The organism is uncultured Microscilla sp., assembly GCF_947493425.1.
In the GTDB taxonomy this organism is placed as follows: domain Bacteria; phylum Bacteroidota; class Bacteroidia; order Cytophagales; family Microscillaceae; genus Microscilla.
Genome location: NZ_CANLRP010000003.1, coordinates 110,511 through 129,531, shown reverse-complemented (window position 1 = coordinate 129,531; position 19,021 = coordinate 110,511). Strand labels below are relative to the sequence as shown.

At 39.7% G+C, this 19,021-nt stretch carries 19 protein-coding genes and 1 tRNA gene; 12 read left to right on the top strand and 8 right to left on the bottom strand.

What is annotated here, in order from left to right; all coding sequences use genetic code 11:
- Positions 1–277 precede the first annotated feature (277 nt).
- The 7 genes from dxs (at position 278) to Q0954_RS02025 (ending at position 7,175) form a co-directional block, all read left to right on the top strand.
- Positions 278–2,200, top strand: a complete 1,923-nt coding sequence (gene dxs, locus Q0954_RS02055) for a 1-deoxy-D-xylulose-5-phosphate synthase (RefSeq protein WP_299452973.1) — start codon at positions 278–280, stop codon at positions 2,198–2,200.
- Between the two features lie 240 nt (positions 2,201–2,440).
- Positions 2,441–2,575 (top strand): hypothetical protein, encoded by a 135-nt coding sequence (locus Q0954_RS02050; RefSeq protein WP_299452971.1) that lies wholly within the window; start codon positions 2,441–2,443, stop codon positions 2,573–2,575.
- Between the two features lie 752 nt (positions 2,576–3,327).
- Positions 3,328–3,750 (top strand): helix-turn-helix transcriptional regulator, encoded by a 423-nt coding sequence (locus Q0954_RS02045; protein WP_299452969.1) that lies wholly within the window; start codon positions 3,328–3,330, stop codon positions 3,748–3,750.
- Positions 3,751–3,855: 105 nt separating this feature from the next.
- Positions 3,856–4,242, top strand: a complete 387-nt coding sequence (locus Q0954_RS02040) for a RidA family protein (RefSeq protein WP_299452967.1) — start codon at positions 3,856–3,858, stop codon at positions 4,240–4,242.
- A gap of 192 nt (positions 4,243–4,434) precedes the next feature.
- Positions 4,435–5,229, top strand: a complete 795-nt coding sequence (locus Q0954_RS02035) for an alpha/beta fold hydrolase (RefSeq protein ID WP_299452966.1) — start codon at positions 4,435–4,437, stop codon at positions 5,227–5,229.
- A gap of 387 nt (positions 5,230–5,616) precedes the next feature.
- The gene (locus tag Q0954_RS02030) at positions 5,617–6,225 is read left to right on the top strand and encodes a DUF502 domain-containing protein (protein ID WP_299452964.1); all 609 of its coding nucleotides are present in this window, start codon (positions 5,617–5,619) and stop codon (positions 6,223–6,225) included.
- 212 nt (positions 6,226–6,437) lie between these two features.
- The gene (locus tag Q0954_RS02025; RefSeq protein WP_299452963.1) at positions 6,438–7,175 is read left to right on the top strand and encodes a 3'-5' exonuclease; all 738 of its coding nucleotides are present in this window, start codon (positions 6,438–6,440) and stop codon (positions 7,173–7,175) included.
- A 61-nt stretch (positions 7,176–7,236) separates the two neighbouring features.
- On the opposite strand, the gene Q0954_RS02020 is transcribed toward Q0954_RS02025, so the two are convergent.
- Together Q0954_RS02020 and moaD are read right to left on the bottom strand one after the other, a co-directional pair.
- Complete coding sequence (locus Q0954_RS02020) at positions 7,237–7,650, bottom strand: molybdenum cofactor biosynthesis protein MoaE (protein ID WP_299452962.1); 414 nt, start codon at positions 7,648–7,650, stop codon at positions 7,237–7,239.
- 104 nt (positions 7,651–7,754) lie between these two features.
- The gene (gene moaD, locus Q0954_RS02015; RefSeq protein WP_299452961.1) at positions 7,755–7,997 is read right to left on the bottom strand and encodes a molybdopterin converting factor subunit 1; all 243 of its coding nucleotides are present in this window, start codon (positions 7,995–7,997) and stop codon (positions 7,755–7,757) included.
- Between the two features lie 469 nt (positions 7,998–8,466).
- Here moaD and moaA point away from each other — a divergent pair, with 469 nt between their 5' ends.
- Positions 8,467–9,471 carry a GTP 3',8-cyclase MoaA gene (gene moaA, locus Q0954_RS02010; RefSeq protein ID WP_299452960.1) on the top strand — a complete coding sequence of 335 codons (1,005 nt, stop codon included), beginning with the start codon at positions 8,467–8,469 and terminating at the stop codon, positions 9,469–9,471.
- 142 nt (positions 9,472–9,613) lie between these two features.
- Positions 9,614–10,396 carry a M48 family metalloprotease gene (locus Q0954_RS02005; protein ID WP_299452959.1) on the top strand — a complete coding sequence of 261 codons (783 nt, stop codon included), beginning with the start codon at positions 9,614–9,616 and terminating at the stop codon, positions 10,394–10,396.
- Between the two features lie 72 nt (positions 10,397–10,468).
- Here the strand turns inward: Q0954_RS02005 and Q0954_RS02000 are convergent, their stop codons facing one another.
- The 4 genes from Q0954_RS02000 to Q0954_RS01985 all read right to left on the bottom strand — a co-directional run bounded on the left by Q0954_RS02000 (position 10,469) and on the right by Q0954_RS01985 (position 13,171).
- Positions 10,469–10,867, bottom strand: a complete 399-nt coding sequence (locus Q0954_RS02000; RefSeq protein WP_198145017.1) for a hypothetical protein — start codon at positions 10,865–10,867, stop codon at positions 10,469–10,471.
- An 848-nt stretch (positions 10,868–11,715) separates the two neighbouring features.
- Positions 11,716–12,204, bottom strand: a complete 489-nt coding sequence (locus Q0954_RS01995) for a hypothetical protein (RefSeq protein WP_299452957.1) — start codon at positions 12,202–12,204, stop codon at positions 11,716–11,718.
- Positions 12,188–12,682, bottom strand: a complete 495-nt coding sequence (locus Q0954_RS01990) for a hypothetical protein (RefSeq protein WP_299452954.1) — start codon at positions 12,680–12,682, stop codon at positions 12,188–12,190. Before Q0954_RS01990 ends, Q0954_RS01995 begins: the two co-directional genes overlap by 17 nt.
- A gap of 15 nt (positions 12,683–12,697) precedes the next feature.
- On the bottom strand, positions 12,698–13,171 hold the full coding sequence (locus Q0954_RS01985) for a KilA-N domain-containing protein (protein WP_299452951.1): 474 nt from the start codon (positions 13,169–13,171) through the stop codon (positions 12,698–12,700).
- A 176-nt stretch (positions 13,172–13,347) separates the two neighbouring features.
- Between Q0954_RS01985 and Q0954_RS01980 the strand changes: the two genes are divergently transcribed.
- On the top strand, positions 13,348–13,986 hold the full coding sequence (locus Q0954_RS01980) for a helix-turn-helix transcriptional regulator (RefSeq protein ID WP_299452949.1): 639 nt from the start codon (positions 13,348–13,350) through the stop codon (positions 13,984–13,986).
- Between the two features lie 42 nt (positions 13,987–14,028).
- Here Q0954_RS01980 and Q0954_RS01975 read toward each other — a convergent pair.
- Positions 14,029–14,100, bottom strand: a tRNA-Arg gene (locus tag Q0954_RS01975).
- Between the two features lie 41 nt (positions 14,101–14,141).
- Complete coding sequence (gene hflX / locus Q0954_RS01970) at positions 14,142–15,287, bottom strand: GTPase HflX (RefSeq protein ID WP_299452946.1); 1,146 nt, start codon at positions 15,285–15,287, stop codon at positions 14,142–14,144.
- Positions 15,288–15,749: 462 nt separating this feature from the next.
- Between hflX and Q0954_RS01965 the strand changes: the two genes are divergently transcribed.
- Entirely contained in the window at positions 15,750–16,727 is a 978-nt protein-coding gene (locus tag Q0954_RS01965) for a hypothetical protein (RefSeq protein ID WP_299452944.1), read from the top strand.
- Positions 16,728–16,818: 91 nt separating this feature from the next.
- Complete coding sequence (locus Q0954_RS01960; RefSeq protein WP_299452942.1) at positions 16,819–18,861, top strand: OmpA family protein; 2,043 nt, start codon at positions 16,819–16,821, stop codon at positions 18,859–18,861.
- Positions 18,862–19,021: the final 160 nt, after the last annotated feature.

Here is a 19,021-nt window from a genome sequence, read left to right as displayed (position 1 = left end):
ATCCAAAGTTTGACACTCAAACGTAAGTATGGTAGCAAAACCATATTTGATATTATTAACACCATATACAATATCATTTGTTTACTCACTCATAATTTTTGCAAAAACTAAATTAACTACAGGTAAGTTAAACCAAGATTGTGTACCTGTAGCAAGACTATGATCTTGGGTGAAAATGGTGGACTAAAAAATAAAAACAATCGGTGTCAAAACATTGCATAGTCATGGATTGTTATTAATCATATTTTGTTTAACCGACATAAATCAAAATTTTATTATGTTAATAGAGCCGGGTAAGTTACTAAAGCAGATCAACAACCCAGAAGACTTACGTCAGCTTTCGCCAGAGCAGTTATTTGATGTATGCACTGAGTTGAGACAATTTATTATCGATACTGTTTCGATTCACGGAGGACATTTTGGAGCAAGTTTGGGTGTAGTAGAGCTTACAGTGGCACTACATTATGTATTTAACACGCCAGACGACCAGTTGGTGTGGGATGTAGGGCATCAGGCTTATGGTCACAAAATTTTGACAGAAAGGCGCGAAAACTTTCACTCCAACCGCAAGTATGGAGGACTTTCGGGTTTTCCTAAGCGTAAAGAGAGCAAATACGATACTTTTGGGGTAGGCCATTCGTCTACTTCTATATCGGCAGCCTTAGGAATGGCGCTTGCTTCTAAGCAAAAAGGAGAAAACCACCGTCAACACGTCGCTATTATTGGAGATGGTGCCATGACTGGGGGACTTGCTTTTGAAGGAATGAATCATGCGGGGGTATCAGACAGCAATTTGTTGATTATTTTGAACGACAACTGCATGTCTATTGATCCAAACGTAGGAGCACTCAAGGATTACCTGACCGATATTACAACCTCTAGAACTTACAACAAACTACGTGATGAGGTTTGGAAGATGTTGGGCAAATTCAATCGTTTTGGCCGCTTTCAAGAGCTTGCTTCTAAGGTAGAGGGAGCAGTAAAAGGGTCAGTATTGAAACAAAGCAACTTATTTGAGTCATTAAACTTGCGTTACTTTGGCCCGGTAGATGGGCACGACATCAACCACTTGACCCACGTGCTCAATGACCTAAAAAATATACCAGGACCTAAACTTCTTCATTGTGTTACAGTAAAAGGAAAAGGGTTTGCCCATGCCGAAAAAAACCAAACCAAGTGGCACGCGCCAGGTTTGTTCGACAAGGTAACCGGAGAAATACATAAATCGGTACCTACCGCTCCACAACCTCCTAAATACCAACAAGTATTTGGACACACCATATTAGAGCTTGCCCAGGAAAACCCTAAAATAATGGGCATTACTCCTGCAATGCCTTCAGGTTCGTCGCTTAACATTATGATGGAAGCCATGCCTGATCGTGCCATTGATGTGGGCATTGCCGAACAACACGCCGTTACTGTATCGGCAGGTATGGCTACCCAGGGGTCTACTGTATTTTGCAATATTTACTCTACGTTTATGCAGCGTGCCTTTGACCAAGTCATTCACGATGTATGTATTCAAGGCTTGCCCGTAATTTTCTGTTTAGATCGGGCTGGTTTTGCCGGAGCCGATGGGCCTACTCACCACGGGGCGTATGACATAGCTTATATGCGATTGATCCCCAATATGATTGTATCGGCGCCTATGAACGAACAAGAGTTACGCAACCTGATGTATACTGCTTCGCTTGACGAGTTTAAAGAAGAAGGCAAAGCTTTTACCATTCGTTACCCTCGTGGTCAAGGAGTTATGCCAGAATGGAGAACCCCTCTAGAAAAAATAACCATTGGTCAAGGACGCAAACTGCGCGATGGCAGCGACGCCGCCATATTGACTATAGGGCATATAGGCAACTATGCTACTGAGGCTTGCGAAACCCTTGCCGAAGAAGGTCTCAATGTGGGACATTATGACATGCGTTTTGTAAAACCTCTGGACGAGGCAATGTTGCACGAGGTTTTCCAGAAATTTGATAAGGTAGTCACCGTAGAAGATGGTTGCTTACAAGGAGGCTTTGGTTCGGCTGTGCTAGAGTTTATGGTAGAGCACGGCTACACTGCCAAAGTAAAGCGCTTGGGTATTCCTGATCGTATTGTAGAACATGGCTCTCAACTTGAACTACAGGCAGAATGTGGTTTTGACGCTAAAGGCATCGCACAATCTGTCCGTGAAATAGCAGAAGTAGTTTTTAAGTAAGATTTTAATAAAATAACAGATCACCAAATATTAAGCCCTGAAAACCCTGTTTTTCAGGGCTTTTTTGTTGTAACAAACCTCATCGATAAAACAATCAAACTTATTGAAAAAAGCCTCTACGAAGTAATCATTTTTAGGTTTCATTTCTCGTTGATTTTAACAAAAAAATAATCTAGCTTTGCCCTCATTATATTGTAATATTTTGCAATACGCTATTATTTAAAACATCAGAGAATATTAATGAAAATGATTGAAGAAAAAGATGATACTTACTCTGCCCGAATAAAAAACTTAAGCACGTCGATAGAAAGAAAAGTTGCTTTAAGACGTAACTTTATGAAGGAAATAGAAAAACGATTGAACGACGAAAAATAAGCTGAAAAACAATCAACAGACAGTATTGATTGAACAAACCCATGGAAAAAAAGGCGCTCTTTGATAAGAGGGTCTTTTTTTATGCGCTTTTTTGTAAAGGGCATTTTTAGTATTTGTTTTTTGTTGCCACTGCTCCCACCGTTAAACAAACCCACACATACTATCAATTGTTAATATATATAGGAGTACTTGTTTAAAAAAACAGCCTTTTAATTACGCCTTTTGTAAACAACTGAAAATCAACGTGATACAAAAGTGTAGATACCTGTGGAACAGGGTATAGCACCGATATTCATCGGTATCTAAGGACTTGCGACTTGTCGCTTGAAGCACCGATATGCATCGGCATCTAAGGACTTGCCCCTGTCGGGGCTTTTAACCAAATTACCCACTATGCGCTCGTCCATATTATCGAATGACAGCCATTTTGCCCTTGTACTAAGGAACATGTTCAAAATAAGTGTCGAGATTGAGGGCATAAACTCAAGGCTGATTGAGGCACTTTTTGCGGGCGTAGCAGCGCTATGGACAATAAAAGTAACGAAAGTCAGGAAAGAGGATATGTTATAAACCGGGCAGTTATTGCGATCACGTTCCTAAGTAGCCTTAAGATAGTTTTATATACATTAGTTGAGAGAATTATTTCAAAAAATGGCTTTTTTTTACATTTTTGTATAAATGATACAGATATATACTGATTTGTAAAGACTTATTTACTCTTTTGAAATTTTTCAAAAAAATATGCTGATGTTATGGCTAATCAAAATGAATTTGCCGAAAGGCTGAAAAACCTCATTGAGAGGCTCAACCTAAACAAAAATTCTTTCAGTGTAAAGCTGGAAGTCAGCCCTACCATTATCCATAATATTATTGATGGCAGGGGTAGCAAGCCTAGTTTTGAGGTGTTGCACAAAATTATAACTACGTTTAAAAATGTAAATGCTTACTGGCTACTGATGGGCGAAGGTGAGATGTTGATAGAAAGTAACGAAAAGGAAAAATTGGTTTTGTCAAAATCGGAGCTGGATTCAAAAAACGAAAAAATTGTACTTTACGAAGAAATACTCAAAGCCAAGGAAGAAACCATTTTAAGCCAAAAAAGCGAAAATGCTTTGCTAAAAAAAGAAATTCAACGACTGGAAGAACAAAGTAACAGTAGTAACTCACTGTTTTAAAATTATAGCTACAGATTTCGTTCTGGGCTTTCTTCTGGGTTGTAAAGCTACAGATGCGTGCCACAGGATGGGTTCATATTTTTTTCAACAAAAACCTCAAATACAATGACAAGAGTAAATGTTACTTCTGGTACTATGTGGGAAAAGCAAGTAGGGTATTCGCGCGCTGTAAAAATAGGCAACCTGATAGAGGTATCTGGTACTACAGCAGTAGAAGACGAAAACCGTATTGTAGGCATTGGCGATGCTTATCGGCAAACCCGGTTTGTGCTTGAAAAAATAGAAGCTGCACTCAATCAGGCGGGAGCCACGCTCAAAGATGTGGTGCGCACCCGTATGTATGTTACCGACATTAGCCAATGGGAAGCTATAGGCAAAGCACACAATGAATTTTTTGGCGCTATTAATCCGGCTACTTCTATGGTAGAAGTGAGCGCTCTGATCAACCCTGACTTATTGGTAGAGATAGAGGCCACTGCTTATATTGACTAAGTAACGTGTTCGCCCCATAAACGGGATTTCGGGCGTAGCCCTCAACAATAACTGTCCGATTTAGAATAAATCCGCTTTACTGCCTTTCGTTATTTTTATTGCCCGTAGCGCTGCTACGAGCGCAAAAAATGCCTCAGTCAGTCGTGCGTATTTGCCCTAAAAAACAGAAACTTATTTTGAACACGGTACTAAATGGATCGGTTACTGGCGTATGACAGCGAGGGCAAAGGGCAAAAAACAGTGGTGTTGCTGCATGGGTTTTGCGAAAATCGTACGATGTGGCGGCACCTTGTACCTGTGTTGGCGGCGCAGTATCGGGTAGTAAATGTAGACTTGGGTGGTTTTGGTCAAAGTGCACACCTGCTACCTTCGGTGGTAACGATGGACACCTTGGCGGCTCAGGTACTGGCATTGCTCCAAAGTTTAAATATTCACACCTGTACTGTATTAGGGCATTCGTTGGGGGGCTATGTGGCGTTGGCAATGGCGGAACAAGACCCTACTTTGCTGGAGGGCATAGGGTTGGTTCACTCCAGTGCATTGCCCGATTCGGCACCCCGCCAGGCAATGCGCAACCGCATTGTATCTATTGTGCGCCAACGTGGGGTGGCTCCCTTTGCCCACCACTTTGTGCAAGCCTTGTTTTTACCCGAAAGGCTACCCGAACTCGCTGAAGCAATCAAAGAAGCTAAAACAATGGCACTACACACTCCCCAAAAATCGCTGATAGAGGTCACACTTGCCATGCGTGAACGCCCCAATCGCAGTGAGTTGTTACAGCAACTTGCTTGCCCGGTCTTGTTTCTCATTGGCAAGCAAGACCCTGCCATTCCTATGAGCCAATACCGAGCTCAAATAATGTTGCCACAAGACGCCCACATTCATTTGTTAGACCGTACCGCACACATGGGCACTTGGGAACGCCCCAAAAAAACTGGTGCTATTCTCCAGCACTTTGTACATTATTGTTTCACCAACAAGTTATAATTGATGTTACGCAGTAAGTTCCAAGCCTGCTTATTTATATCGTTTGATGGTTGCGCGATGCGTTGCATCACTAATGTAGCAATACAACCCCCTCACAATAGAAATTAAAACGACAAAGTAAATCTGCGTAACCTGAGGTTGTAAGACAAAGACTAACAGGCAGCTTCCGGCGTTCAAGCACTCCTTATTACTGCCTGCCATAAGTTATCAAATATTCATTTTTTTACCAAAGCTTTGCCCATTCATTTCATAATCAAGAATATTTTTTCTTATATTTGCAAATATAATACTTAAAGTAAGCGTAGCCTTTTCAAGAATTGCCTGGCGCCTTTGCCCAGTGTTATACAACCAGTGCCACTATCTAATACTCAAAAACTCAATATTACTATGTTCATCTTCAAACGTTTGATTCGCTATTTTTTACAAGGTTTGCTTTTTGTGGTTCCTATCTTTTTTACCGCGTATGCAGTATATTTTGTATTTACATTTTCTATCAACTATACGCTTTCAGTCATTCGCTTGACCAAAAGATATACCTATTTGCCAATAGAAGTACATTTTCTGGTGTATGTAGCCATTGACCTTGTCGCCTTGGTCATTATCGGCTACCTGGCTTCGGGTTTTATCACCAAAACCATGTTTAAGTGGTTTAACAAGTTGCTTTTCAGAATCCCCATTATTCGTATTATTTATTCCTCCCTCCAGGGTTTTACCTCTGCTTTTGTGGGCAGCAAACGTAAATTTGACCGTCCGGTATTGGTAAAAATGAACCCATCAAACCTCGAAAGGGTGGGTTTTGTAGTGCAAGACGACTTGTCGCGGCTACACCTGGCGGGCAAGGTAGCGGTATACTTGCCGGGCTCTTATGGTATTTCGGGCACGCTGGTAATTGCGCCCGCCGAAAATGTCAAACCTTTGGATACTTCTGGCTTAGATGCGATGAACTTTATTATTTCGGGAGGCATTGCCGATCTGGAGGGTTTTAGAATCAGGTAAACCAACTGCCTTTATTTTACTCAATCTTATACTTTTCAATAAGAGTATGTTTAAAAATTAGTTTTCTTGTTTATTGTCAATGGTGAAACAGAGCTCCGAACTTGATTCGGAGAATTTAGAAACTCGCTTACGCTCGGTTATAATCTGGGCTAAAAAAGTAATTTTTAACTCCGAAGACAAAATTTGAACATACTCTAAACAAACATTAAAACATGCAAATCAAAAAGCCTATTGTATTTTTTGATCTCGAAACTACCGGAACCGATACTTTGAACGATCGTATCGTACAAATTGCCATTATCAAGCTTGCCGCTGATGGCACAAGGGAGGAAAAAGAACGCTTGATTAACCCTACCATTCCTATTCCCCCAGTAGTAACCAAGGTACACGGGGTAAGTGATGAAATGGTCAAAGATGCCCCTACTTTTCATCAGGTAGCCAAGAGTTTGTTTGAGTTTATCAAGGGATGCGACCTGGCAGGGTATAATCATTTAAACTTTGACATGCCTCTCTTGATTGAGGAGTTTGCCCGAGCTGGGGTTGTTTTTCCTGAACCAGACGTGCAATATATAGATGTAATGAAGATTTATTATCATTTTCACCCACGTACTTTGTCAGCTGCTTATCAATTGTATTGCCAAAAAGAACTGGAGAATGCCCACAATGCCATGGCGGACACTCAGGCAACGCTTGAAATTTTTGAAAGTCAACTGACTACCCACTTCGACGAGGAGCCCAGCATCAACGAAATTCATAACCTTTGTTTTTCCAGCCGTCATGTAGACTTTTCGCGTCGGTTGGCTCGTGATAAGGAGGGCGAAATAGTTTTTGCTTTTGGCAAACACAAAGGAGAACGGGTACGTGATAATCGGGGCTATGCTGAATGGATGCTCAAGGGTGGGTTTCCGGCAGATACTAAACGGGTTTTACAGGAATTGCTGCAATCATAAGCGGATGTTGTGTCAATGGATTGTTTGTGTAGGGTATCTCCCTACACAAACAATTGATAGCTCAGGGGTGGGCTGCCACCCATATTTCGCCATCTTCGTAAATTTCTTTTTTCCAAATAGGCACCACCTGCTTTAAGGTGTCTATAAGGTATTCGCACGCTTGAAACGATTCTTTGCGATGGGGAGTAGATACCGCAATCACTACTGCAGTCTCTTCTACACTTAACTTACCCACCCGATGATAAATGGCTATTTTATCAGTTTTCCAACGCTGTTGTGCCTGCTCAGCTATTTCGCGCATCTTGTTAATGGCCATTGCTTCGTAAGCCTCAAACTCTAGCGAAATTACTTTTTTGCCTTTGGTTTGGTTGCGTACGGTGCCCACAAACACAGACAAACCTCCACAATGAGGCGAACGGACAAGGTCTATTACTTCTTGCTCGTTGATGGGTTGGTCGGTGATTTTAAATTCCATAAAGAGAGTTTTATTAGGGATTGTTCAAAATAACGTTTTTTTGCTCAAAAACCTTTGCCTCCCGACAAAAAACAAGGCATTACCTGCCAAAGGTTTATGCCGGGTTAACCTCCGCTTACGGGGGGAATAAGGGCTATTTCGTCGTTTTCTTTCAATACCACTTCTCCTTTTGCATAATCAGAGTTTACCGCAATCATCAGGCTTGCCAGGCGGTCAAAATCCGGGTACACTTTATGCAAATGTGCGATCAGTGCCTCTACAGTGGTTTTTTCTTCTACTTCCAGCGCAAGCGATGCCCCTCCAACAATGTCGCGGGCTATGCCAAATAATAGTATATTTAACTTCATACCAGGTATGTGATTGAACTATTTAGTTTATTATTAGTTTTTGTATGTATTATCTTTGTTCAATAGTCCACCACACCAACAGGGCTTAGCTATCAGCTTTTAGCCCTTAGCTGCACCCTATTCTATAGGTCAATAACAAATTCATTTTCAGTATATTATAAATTTGTTAGTTAGAAACACCTGTTGGTAGTATTTGCCTAAAAGCAAACATTGATGCACTATAGGACTTCCATCTACCGGTTTTATAAACCATTAAAAATCAATGTATTATAAAATCGGCAAGCTGCTTGTAGAGCAGCCTCAAACTTGAAGCACCGATATGCTTCGGTATCTAAGGACTTGAGGCTGTGGGGGCTATCAACAACCAATTGCTGGTTACCCCATTGGTCTTTTCAAAAGGGCACCTTTGTTTGGGTAAACAGACAATAAAGTTAGAAAATAAACCATAAACACCAATACTGAGTTCAAAATGCAGTTACCTTCTCAAATTATAGATAATCATGGGCGCCCTATCAACTACCTGCGTCTGGCGGTCACCGATCGATGCAACCTACGCTGTTTTTATTGTATGCCCGAAGAAGGCATCAAATATTTGCCCAAAAAACACTTGCTTTCTTACGAAGAGATGGAGCGTTTGGTGAGACTATTGGCAAGTATGGGGATAAACAAAATACGACTTACCGGAGGGGAGCCCTTCTTACGCAAAGACCTGATCAACTTTATGCAAACCATTTGCAATATAGAAGGTATCAATGAACTCAATATTACTACCAATGGGGTGCTGACTGAACAATACATTCCGGCAATGGTAAAAATGGGCATATCGTCGGTAAACCTGAGTTTGGATACGCTCAACAAAGAGCGATTTCTAAAAATCACCCGCCGCAACGAGTTTGACAAAGTCATGCGTTGTCTCGATGCCCTGATTGAAAGCGGGATCAAAACCAAGATAAATATGGTGGTCATGGCAGGACAAAATACCGAAGACATTGTACCTCTTGCCGAGCTTGCCCGTACTCATGCCATAGGGGTGAGGTATATAGAAGAAATGCCTTTTAATGGTGAGGGACAACGCACCAAGCAACTTGCCTGGAATCACCAGCAAATTCTTGCTACCCTAAAGGCGGCTTACCCCACCATCGAAAGGGTAAAAACAGCGCCTCATGCTACTTCGGTCAATTACCAAATTCCTGGACACCAAGGCTCACTGGGCATTATTGCCGCATTTTCGCGTACTTTCTGTGGTAGTTGCAATCGCATAAGAATGACGGCGCAAGGTACGCTCAAAACTTGTTTGTATGACCAGGGCGTGCTTGATATAAAACAATTGATGCGGGCAGGAGCTACCGACCAGGCACTTGCTGTGGCGTTGCTGGGGGCTTTTAACCAACGTGCCAAAGATGGGTACGAGGCAGAGCAACAACGTAAAAATCAATTGCCTGTTTCTGAATCGATGTCTACTATAGGAGGATAGCTATTTTCGTTATTATTCACATCCAAAAGGTCCTATTTATAACTGCTGTATATTGGTAGACCATTAAGTTATTTTAACTATTTTTAAATTCAAAAAATACGCCTTGTCGTTATAGATTTTATTCACAAAATTACACCACATTATGAACAGTAAACTTGCGACTTATTTGGTTGCTTTTCTTTTAATTTTAGGCTTGTCTGACTGCACCATGAAAGGGCAGGCATACAAGCCCAATGTTACCCGTGATGTACGCATAGGCAAACAAGTGCGAAACGAGGTAGTGGCTAAAATGCGGATTCTTGACCGCACCCAATACGCCCAGGCTTACCAACACCTGGACAAAATGGCCAATACTATTTTACAGTCTAAAGAAATCAGGTTTCGCAGCGAGTTTGAGTGGAAATTGTACATTGTGCACGACGACAATACCATCAATGCCTTTGTTACACCAGGAGGGTATATTTTTGTGTATACAGGGTTAATCCGTTATCTTGAAACCGAAGACCAGTTGGCAGGGGTGTTAGGGCACGAAATAGCCCATGCCGAGCGACGTCATTCGATAAAAAACCTAAACAAACGCATAGGTACTACTATAGCACTTACTATTTTGTTGGGCAATGGCAGTACAGCCAACCTTGCCAACACACTATTGGGGCTTACGTTTAGCCGTTCGGCAGAACGCGAAGCCGACAACTATTCAGTGATGTACCTGGCAGATACTCATTATCAATGCAATGCTTTGTCTGAGTTTTTTGACAGAATGGCAAAAGAAGGAGGCAATAAAAAAGCGGCTTGGTTGAGCACCCACCCAGCATCGGAAGACAGGGTAGTGAATATAAATAAGAAGGCTCAGAAAATTAATTGTCAAACTGTTGGCAACCGCAAAAGTTTGGCGCAGATTAAAAACTCTTTGCCTCCACGTTAATAAAAATTTTGAAAGGCCTGCTGGCACCTAATAAAAAAATAAAAGGTAACCAGTCAAACTCAACAGCGAATATTAATCTCGGTAAGAATTTCTTGGGTTTCTTTGGGAGCGTTGGTTTTGCTGATTCTCCAAATGCTCAAGTCTTTCTAACTGGGCAAGGTTAGGGTCTACCTCATCGGCAAATAATCCATGCTTGCGCAGATTTTCTGATTTACGCTTAAAATGGAAAAAGATTTTCGATTCTATCTTTTTCTCAAACATAGGGGGAAACTCAAATAACTTAATTGTTTTTTCCTGAAACACAGCCTCCTTTTCCGGCAACTCTGTATTAGGATAGTTATTAGTCCAATCAAGGTAGTACAAACTTCCATTCAAATGTTTTAAGTCAGTCATTGTAAAGTCTAAGCCACTTTCATAAAGCTTTTGCAGAACAGTAACTGTGCGGGGTTTTCTTTGTCTAGTACGTCTCATAGCTTACTCTAACAAATTTCAATTTAGGATTAAACCAAAAGTTTGTATTTGTAAATATGTTTAACAAACTAAAATATGCTTTAGTCAAACTTTAGCTCTTGTTGTTGATACGTTTTTTATGTGGAATTATTATTAGCAAAGAGTAATTGAAGGAATGAATTATGATTGAATTGTTGATAAGGCTATTTGGTTGACAAACTGCCATAACAATACTCTCTAAATTTAACAAAATAAAGTATCAATAGCAAAAGGCTGTTAAAATACTCTTTACTTATATTTATTTAGTATTTGATATGGTAGTTGGTATTTGGATATAGTTTAAAGCATAGTTTAAACTTATTTTTAGGGCGGCAAAAATACAAGTTTTTTTTTAAGAAGCTATTCTATCCCTGCTTTTAATTAAAATATTCGGTTGTGTGCTACACATAATGAGCTGTAAGTTGTCCCTCTCTCCTATTGGCTTAGATTGTTCAATTGAAGGCTGGAACAAAGATAAACTGATTCATTTACTCTTGTTGGCAAGCCTGATGTGGCATGTTATTCAACATCAAAATGTTTTTCTTCTTAATCATTTAATTTAAATTTTTATCTTTTTTCGTCTCTCGGTGTTAGAGTTTCAACCAAAGATACGATGCCAATTAACTATTGCACAATAATACTATCTTTTTATAATCCATCGCTTTTTTCTTTGTGTTATTACTCTCTACCTCAAAACCAGCAAACTACCCCCACAATTTGCCGCTTTTAATCTACTAACTTTTGCTGTTCTTGCCGTGCATTCATGTTCAGCCCAGAAAATAAAAAAACTGCCTATCATAGTTTGTAGGCAGTTCAAAACACAAGGGGTTTTACATCAAGTGTAAATGGTAAGCACTCAAAATTTGTCTTTCTTCATTGTATAGCCCCCAAAGCGGCATCAGGCATTCGTCTAGTTCTTTTAGGCTCATATAAATGACTAAATAAAGTTCGTCGTTGTCTCCCTTTTTTACCTCAAAGTTGCGCAACCCTCTAGCTTTTGCCAAACGAGTAGCCTTTGCCACACTATCAATGGCAGGGCGTTGCAAACAAGGGCGTATTGCCAAATGATGATCATAAGGAGGTAAAAACGGAGGGGGGCAAAATTGTAACCCTACCCCTTGCAAATCTTGGGCAATGGCTTGCTTCAGCTTTTTGATAAGGTCATAGTCTTGTACTTGATGTATTTCACGCTGATACACGCCCGTATAAGCCCAAGCAAGCCGCTCCAGTAGTTCGTCTAAGTAATTGATAAAAGCCCCAAGACTGGTAAAATGATGAGCGGCAAGCTGTTGTATAGCGGTTTTATTGGGTAGTGTCATTTTGCATCAAGTTTAAAAAGCGAATCATAAAAACCCCTTCATCCGAAAAACTACCCCAAAGCTTGCCCATAGAAGCTTGATAAGCGGTTACCTCGCTTTGTGTCCAATTGGTAAGCAAAGCGTATTCATCTTTGAGTTTTACTGCCCTAAAGTCTTGTATGCCTTTGGCTTCAGCTATTTGTATGGCTTGGGTTATGCTGTGTATTTTAGGCGGGGTGGCAATTGGGGGCACATTGCCGTAATAAGGCACTTGAGCATAAGGCAAACCCGCGTTTTTTAAATCAGTTTTGAGGGCTTGCTTTAACTGGTTGATAAAATCATAGTCACCCACCAAGTTATAATTTTCTTGGGCACTACCCACATAAGCTGAAGTAATACGAGCCAAGATGTTATCAAATAGCTCCAGTAGTTCGTCCATACTGCCAAAGGTTTCGGCAAGCTGTTGTATAGCGCTTGAGTTGTTCTTTGTCGTTGTCATAAGTTCTAAGGGGGTTTAAAGTTCGGGAGTGTCGTTATTTTCTTCAGGGCGTTGGTAAAGTCTCAACTCTTCAAAAAGCTTTTCGTTTTTTTCTTCTAGCTTGTCAAAATCTTGCTGAAGGTCTTTGTACTTTACCTCAAGTTCACCTGTGAGTATTTGCCTCATTACGTCATCACACCAAACGGCAAAACGTGGGTTTATCCATCGAGCAAACGATACCGCCAAAAAAGGATGTAAGTAAGTACCTTGAGCGATGTGTAAATTTTGCACATCGCTTGTATCACCTCCTTTCACGGTTTTTATAAAATCACCTTCATTTTTGCCGTAGTATTCACATGTAGCAGCTAAATATTCAGTAAATCGTTTGGAACGAGTATACAGCCTTATGTCTTTTTCAAAGGCTTTGGCGGTTTGGGTGGCATTTATCCAACCATCAGAGTTAAAAACTAACTCTTTGCCTAAATAGGTTTTTTGTAATTGATTATTCATTGATAATACTTTACAGTTATGAATTTAGAAATGCTTTTTTGAATTATCACACAACATATTTATTACTTAAAAGAACAAATATATTATATAATAAAACATATTTCAAATAATTGCATATAATATCAATTAACAAAGTGTCTAGCATACTACAAATTTGTAGTTTTGTTACTATGGATATGTCACAAAGAATAAAAGAGCTAAGAGAGAGTAAACGGCTCAAGCAATCAGATATAGCTGATAAACTAGGGCTTGAACAAGCTAACTATTCACGAATTGAGAGAAAAGGAGATAAGCTGACAGTTAAGGAACTAAAAGAAATTGCTTCAGCAATGGGAATGGAACTAAAAGAATTAATGTTCAATGAACCTAATAATTCAGAGTTGGAAGAGCTCAGAGCTCAACTCGATATTGAACAAAAAACAATTAATCAAACTACTTTACAAAAGGCTTATTTGCTTGACAATGTCCTAAAATTTATTCTCAATATCGATAACTTACTACAAAAGCCAGTAGTAAAGTATGCCATAGGTGAGGTACTTAACCCTAAGCAAAAAGACCATCAAGTATTTGTAAGGTGTTATTGTGAAGTAGGCAACGAGGTGTTTACCCTTGCCACTTGGCAAAAACCCATTAGCAAAGAAGCTTCACATTTCGCCCACCTTCAGCAAAACGGAGAACACCTGTTTAATGCTGAACAACAAAAAGAAGCCAATCAATACAAAGACGCAGCTTTTGCCAACATTCAGCAAAACCATTCACTATGGACAATCAATTTTATAAATTTGACAGAGTTCTTTAGGGTGGCTTTTGGGTAATAAACTTAGTAAAAATAAAAGAAGGGTAGGTAAAATAAAAAATAGCCCCGACAGGAATCGAACCTGTATCTAAAGTTTAGGAAACTTCTATTCTATCCATTGAACTACGGGGCCATTGAAACCCACCTTTGCGGGTGGGCTGGTCAATTAATTACTCAAAATTGCGAATCTTTTGTATAGTTTGGAAATATCTTATAAAATTTCTCTTCTACCAAAGCCAAAACTTTTGTTTTGAGTTCATCTATTCCTTGTTTTTCTTGTGCCGACACCACCACTACTTCGGTATTGTCTAGTTCAATACTAGCCGCCCAAGCAGGCATTTCATCCACCAGGTCTATCTTATTGAGCACCAAAATAGTGGGCTTATCTATAGCATCAATTTCTAACAAAGTTTTGTTTACTGTTTCTATTTGTTCTTCACAAAACGAAGTAGACACATCAGCCACATGAATCAATATATCTGCCTCGCGCACCTCGTCAAGGGTAGATTTAAAACTCTCGATAAGGGTAGTGGGCAATTTTCTGATAAAACCTACGGTATCGGTCAGCAAAAAAGGAATATTGTTAAAAACAACCTTGCGCACGGTAGAGTCTACTGTGGCAAACAATTCGTTTTTAGCATAAATATCGGCCTTAGAGAACAGTTGCATAATGGTAGACTTGCCTACGTTGGTATACCCTACCAATGCCACCCTTACCTGTTGTCCACGGGTTTTGCGCCGGGTAGCATTCTGCAAATCAATCTTATCAAGCTTCTTTCTCAACAAGGTAATCTTGTCTTTAATAATCCTCCGGTCGGTTTCGAGTTCTGTTTCACCAGGTCCCCTCATTCCAATCCCTCCTTTTTGTTTCGACAAGTGAGTCCACATATTGGTTAACCGTGGCAGTACATATTGATACTGAGCTAGTTCTACCTGAGTTTTTGCCTGGGCAGTTTTGGCTCTCAGCGCAAAAATATCTAAAATAAGTAAACTTCTGTCCAATATTTTACACTCCAGGTCGCGCTCAAGGTTACGTACTTGTGAAGGATTCAAATCATCGTCAAAAATAACCATATCGGCTTTTTCGGCTTCAACTACGGCATGGATCTCTTCAAGTTTTCCTTTTCTTACAAAGGTTTTTTTGTCGGGGGTCTCTAAACGCTGGGTAAAATTGGCAAGGGTTTTAACACCCAGGGTTTTTGCCAAAAACTCTAATTCATCCAGATAGGCTTGAGTGGCTTCTTCGGTTTGATTGGTTCTGATGACTGCCACTAATACGGCAGTTTCTTGTGATTTGGTAGTTGAATAAGGTCCTTTCACGCAGTAATAGTTGTTTAATTTATAAAATACTAAATGTTGTTGTTGGCCTTTGCAGGCGTTTGCATTGTAAAGAGATACTAAAAAAAATCTAACTCTCTGTTTTTATCTGGCAACCAAATATTTTAACATATTGAATGTTTCAAATAACGTTATAAATGCTCATCTTTGCACAATAACATACGAATATTGATGTAATTTATGTAGTAATCATACACACACACGATTTGTAAAAATATGCTTCATCATTTGCAAAGTAAGCAAAATATTTTTTTATTATGTATGTCTTAAATACATAGTAATGAATAAAATAAGTAAATTAAACAATTTTTGCTTTAACACAAAAGAAGTGCAAAGAATAAATACAGTATTGTAATTATTCATTTTTATTGTTACTTTTAGTTCCTCATAACCTTCAATTTCTTACATACCTAAGTTAAAGCGTTACCTTAATACAAAAATGTCATGAATTTATTTTACAAAGCATTTTTATTTGCCTTATTCTTTATAGGCATTTTATCTGTTGATGTTCAATCACAAAACTATTGGGCTATAGGAGGACAGGTAAATGCAGTGAATTATTTTGGAGACCTCAACCCCTGGACTCAATACGCTGGCGCAGACCCTAAGTTTACCCGCCCTAGTTTTATGATCCATGTTTCTCGAAAATTTGGACGTCGCATCCATGTCAGGGCAAATTTAGGATGGGCACGCTTACGAGGCGACGACTTTATCTCAGCTGCAGTTTTTAAACCAGAGCACCGACCACGTTACGCCAGAAACTTACACTTTCGCAATGACATTACCGAATTCTCTGTAATAGGGATGTTTGATATTTTCCCTAGTTCACGCCGCACTGTCATACGTTCCAAGTCGCCAAGGGCACGCGGTCGCATGATCCGCGAACGTAGACGCTGGACTCCCTATATTTTTGCGGGCATAGGTCTGATCAGACACAACCCTAAAGGCAAAACACCTGACACTTTGAACTTTGGCAACGAATGGGTAGCTTTGCAACCGCTGGGTACAGAGGGGCAGCAATCGGGGCAGCCTGGTTACGAATCACCTTACAAGCTGATCCAACCAGTGTTTCCAGTAGGCATTGGCTTTAGATGGAAAATCAACCAACGCATTGATATAGCTGCCGAAATAGGCTTACGTATTACAATGACTGACTACCTGGACGATGTAAGCGGAAAATATCCAGTAGCAGCCGAGCTTCAAAGCGACCTGGCCAGAGCCATGTCCAACCGTACCTTAGAAACCAGATCGGCCGTTACGGGCAAAGAACGGGCATTTATTCTGGCTGCTTCAGACCGTGAAATAAGAGGCAACCCTCAAGAAAAAGATACTTACCTTGTCACAGGATTTCATATATACTATATTCTGGGTAATTTTTTCCGTCGCCCACGTTTCGACCGTGACCGACGACGCAGATTCTAACCCAAACAATGCCTTATACTATCATTCAGCCGCCACTTTAAATATCTACTTAATTAGCTTAGCCACAACTAATAGCTAAAACATTTAAACAATGAAAGGTCAATACAAAAACATTTTCATACTCAGTATTTTAGTTACCTTACTATGGCAAACTTCTGCCTATAGTCAACGTGACCGTGAGTTTTCAGACGCAAAGAATTTATATGAATATGAGTCTTATGAAGCAGCCAAACGCGCCTACCTTCAAATACTCAAAAAGAAACCTGGTGATATAGAGGTTCAGTATCAACTTGGGGTATGTTACCTTCGTACGCTCAAAAAAGACTCTGCTGTTTTTTACCTGGAAAATGTGTACGCCAAAAACAGCGATCACGACCCACACATAGAGTTTGTATTAGGCAAGGCATACCACTACAACAATCGTTTTGCTGATGCGATTAAATATTACAATCTTGCCAAAAAAGAGTATGCAACACTTATACAAAATGGCAAAAGCTCTATGAGCAATTACGAACTGGAAGCACGCACAAAGGCTTGCGATAAAAGGATCAAAGAATGTACTTATGGAGCATCTTATGTAGAACAACCTATGTATGTAAAGATTCGCAATGTAGGCAAAAAAATTAATTCCGAGTTTCCTGATTATGCCCCTATTTTTCCTGAAAACGAAAAGTTTTTGGTGTTTACCTCTCGCCGTAAAGGCACTACAGGAGGGAAAAAAGACGCTACTGATGATCACTTCTTTGAAGATGTATACATTGCTTATAAAAATGGTAAAGAATGGAGCCCACCAAAAAATATTGGCAATAAAATAAATACCAAATACCACGATGCCAGTATTTCGTTATCGCAGGATGGTAATACGCTGTTTCTATACAAAGACCGTAGGGCAGGTGACATTTATGAGTCAGAGCTGGATACATCGGACAGTACCTGGAAGAAACCAAGGTCGATGGGTAAAAACATTAACTCTAAATACCGTGAAACTTCTATCACAATGACTCGCAGCAAAGATACTGTGTACTTTGCCAGCGATCGCCCAGGAGGTTTTGGAGGGTTGGATATTTACATGAGTATAAAAGATAAAAAAGGCAGATGGGGTGACGCAGTAAACCTTGGTAAACAAGTAAATACGATTTATAACGAAGACTCTCCTTATATTATGCCAGACGGTAAACTCTTGTATTTTAGCTCTGAGGGACACTCGTCTATGGGAGGGTATGACATTTTTTTTACCAACAAAAACAAAGAAGGTAAATGGGGCGAAGCATATAACATGGGGTACCCAATAAATACCAGCGATGACGATATTTACTTTGTAATATCAGCTGATGGAATGAGGGGGTATTATGCCTCGGTAAAAGGAGACACAGAAGGAGAAAAAGACATTTATGAAATTTACCATCCTACAGGTGACAATATACTTGCACTTAAACCCGAAAAGAAGAAAAAAGATAGCATATTGCAAACACAACCCAAAGTGCTGCTAACGGGGGTAATAAGCAATAAAGATAATCAGGATAAGATCAAGGCTGTGGTCAGGCTTTATGAAAAAAGCACCACCCAAATTGCCGAAGAAAACAACACAAATGTATCAGAAGAAGTAAGTTCTAACCCTAACAATGGAGTTTATAAAGCTACTATGGTAAAAACGGGTAAAAATTACATGGTACTTGTCCGCAAGAAAGGGTTTTACCAATACAAAAAAGAAGTAAATATTCCTACTAATATTACCACACCAGTAAAAGAAGATATTCCGCTTACTAAAATAAAGCCAGGAGATAAACTAGGCTTACAAGTATTGTTTGGTTTCGATAGTTATCAAATTCAACCTCAGTATATAGCACATCTCGATAGTGTGGCAAACTACCTGAAAGAATATACCGAAATGGTCGTAGAAATATCAGGTCATACAGATAATATAGGTAACCGCTGGTACAACAACCTTTTGGCAAAGAGAAGGTCACAAGCCGTTATGAACTATCTTATCAACAAAAAAGGGATTCCAGCTGCCCAGGTGGTGTTTAAAGGGTATGCCGATGCTAAACCATTGGGCACCAACACTACTGCCACTGGCAGGGCACTAAACCGAAGGGTAGATGGCATAGTAATCAAGGTAAATCTAAAAGATTAAACCTGAATAATTAAATTTTCATATCTTTTATCCCAAACATTACATGGTGCTTTAAAAGCTTAATTAATTTTTGAAGCACCATAAAAAAATATAACACTATTTCATACGTTTCGTATGTATTACTGATTTTTATCACTTTCTTATTTCATTGTTTTTTCAT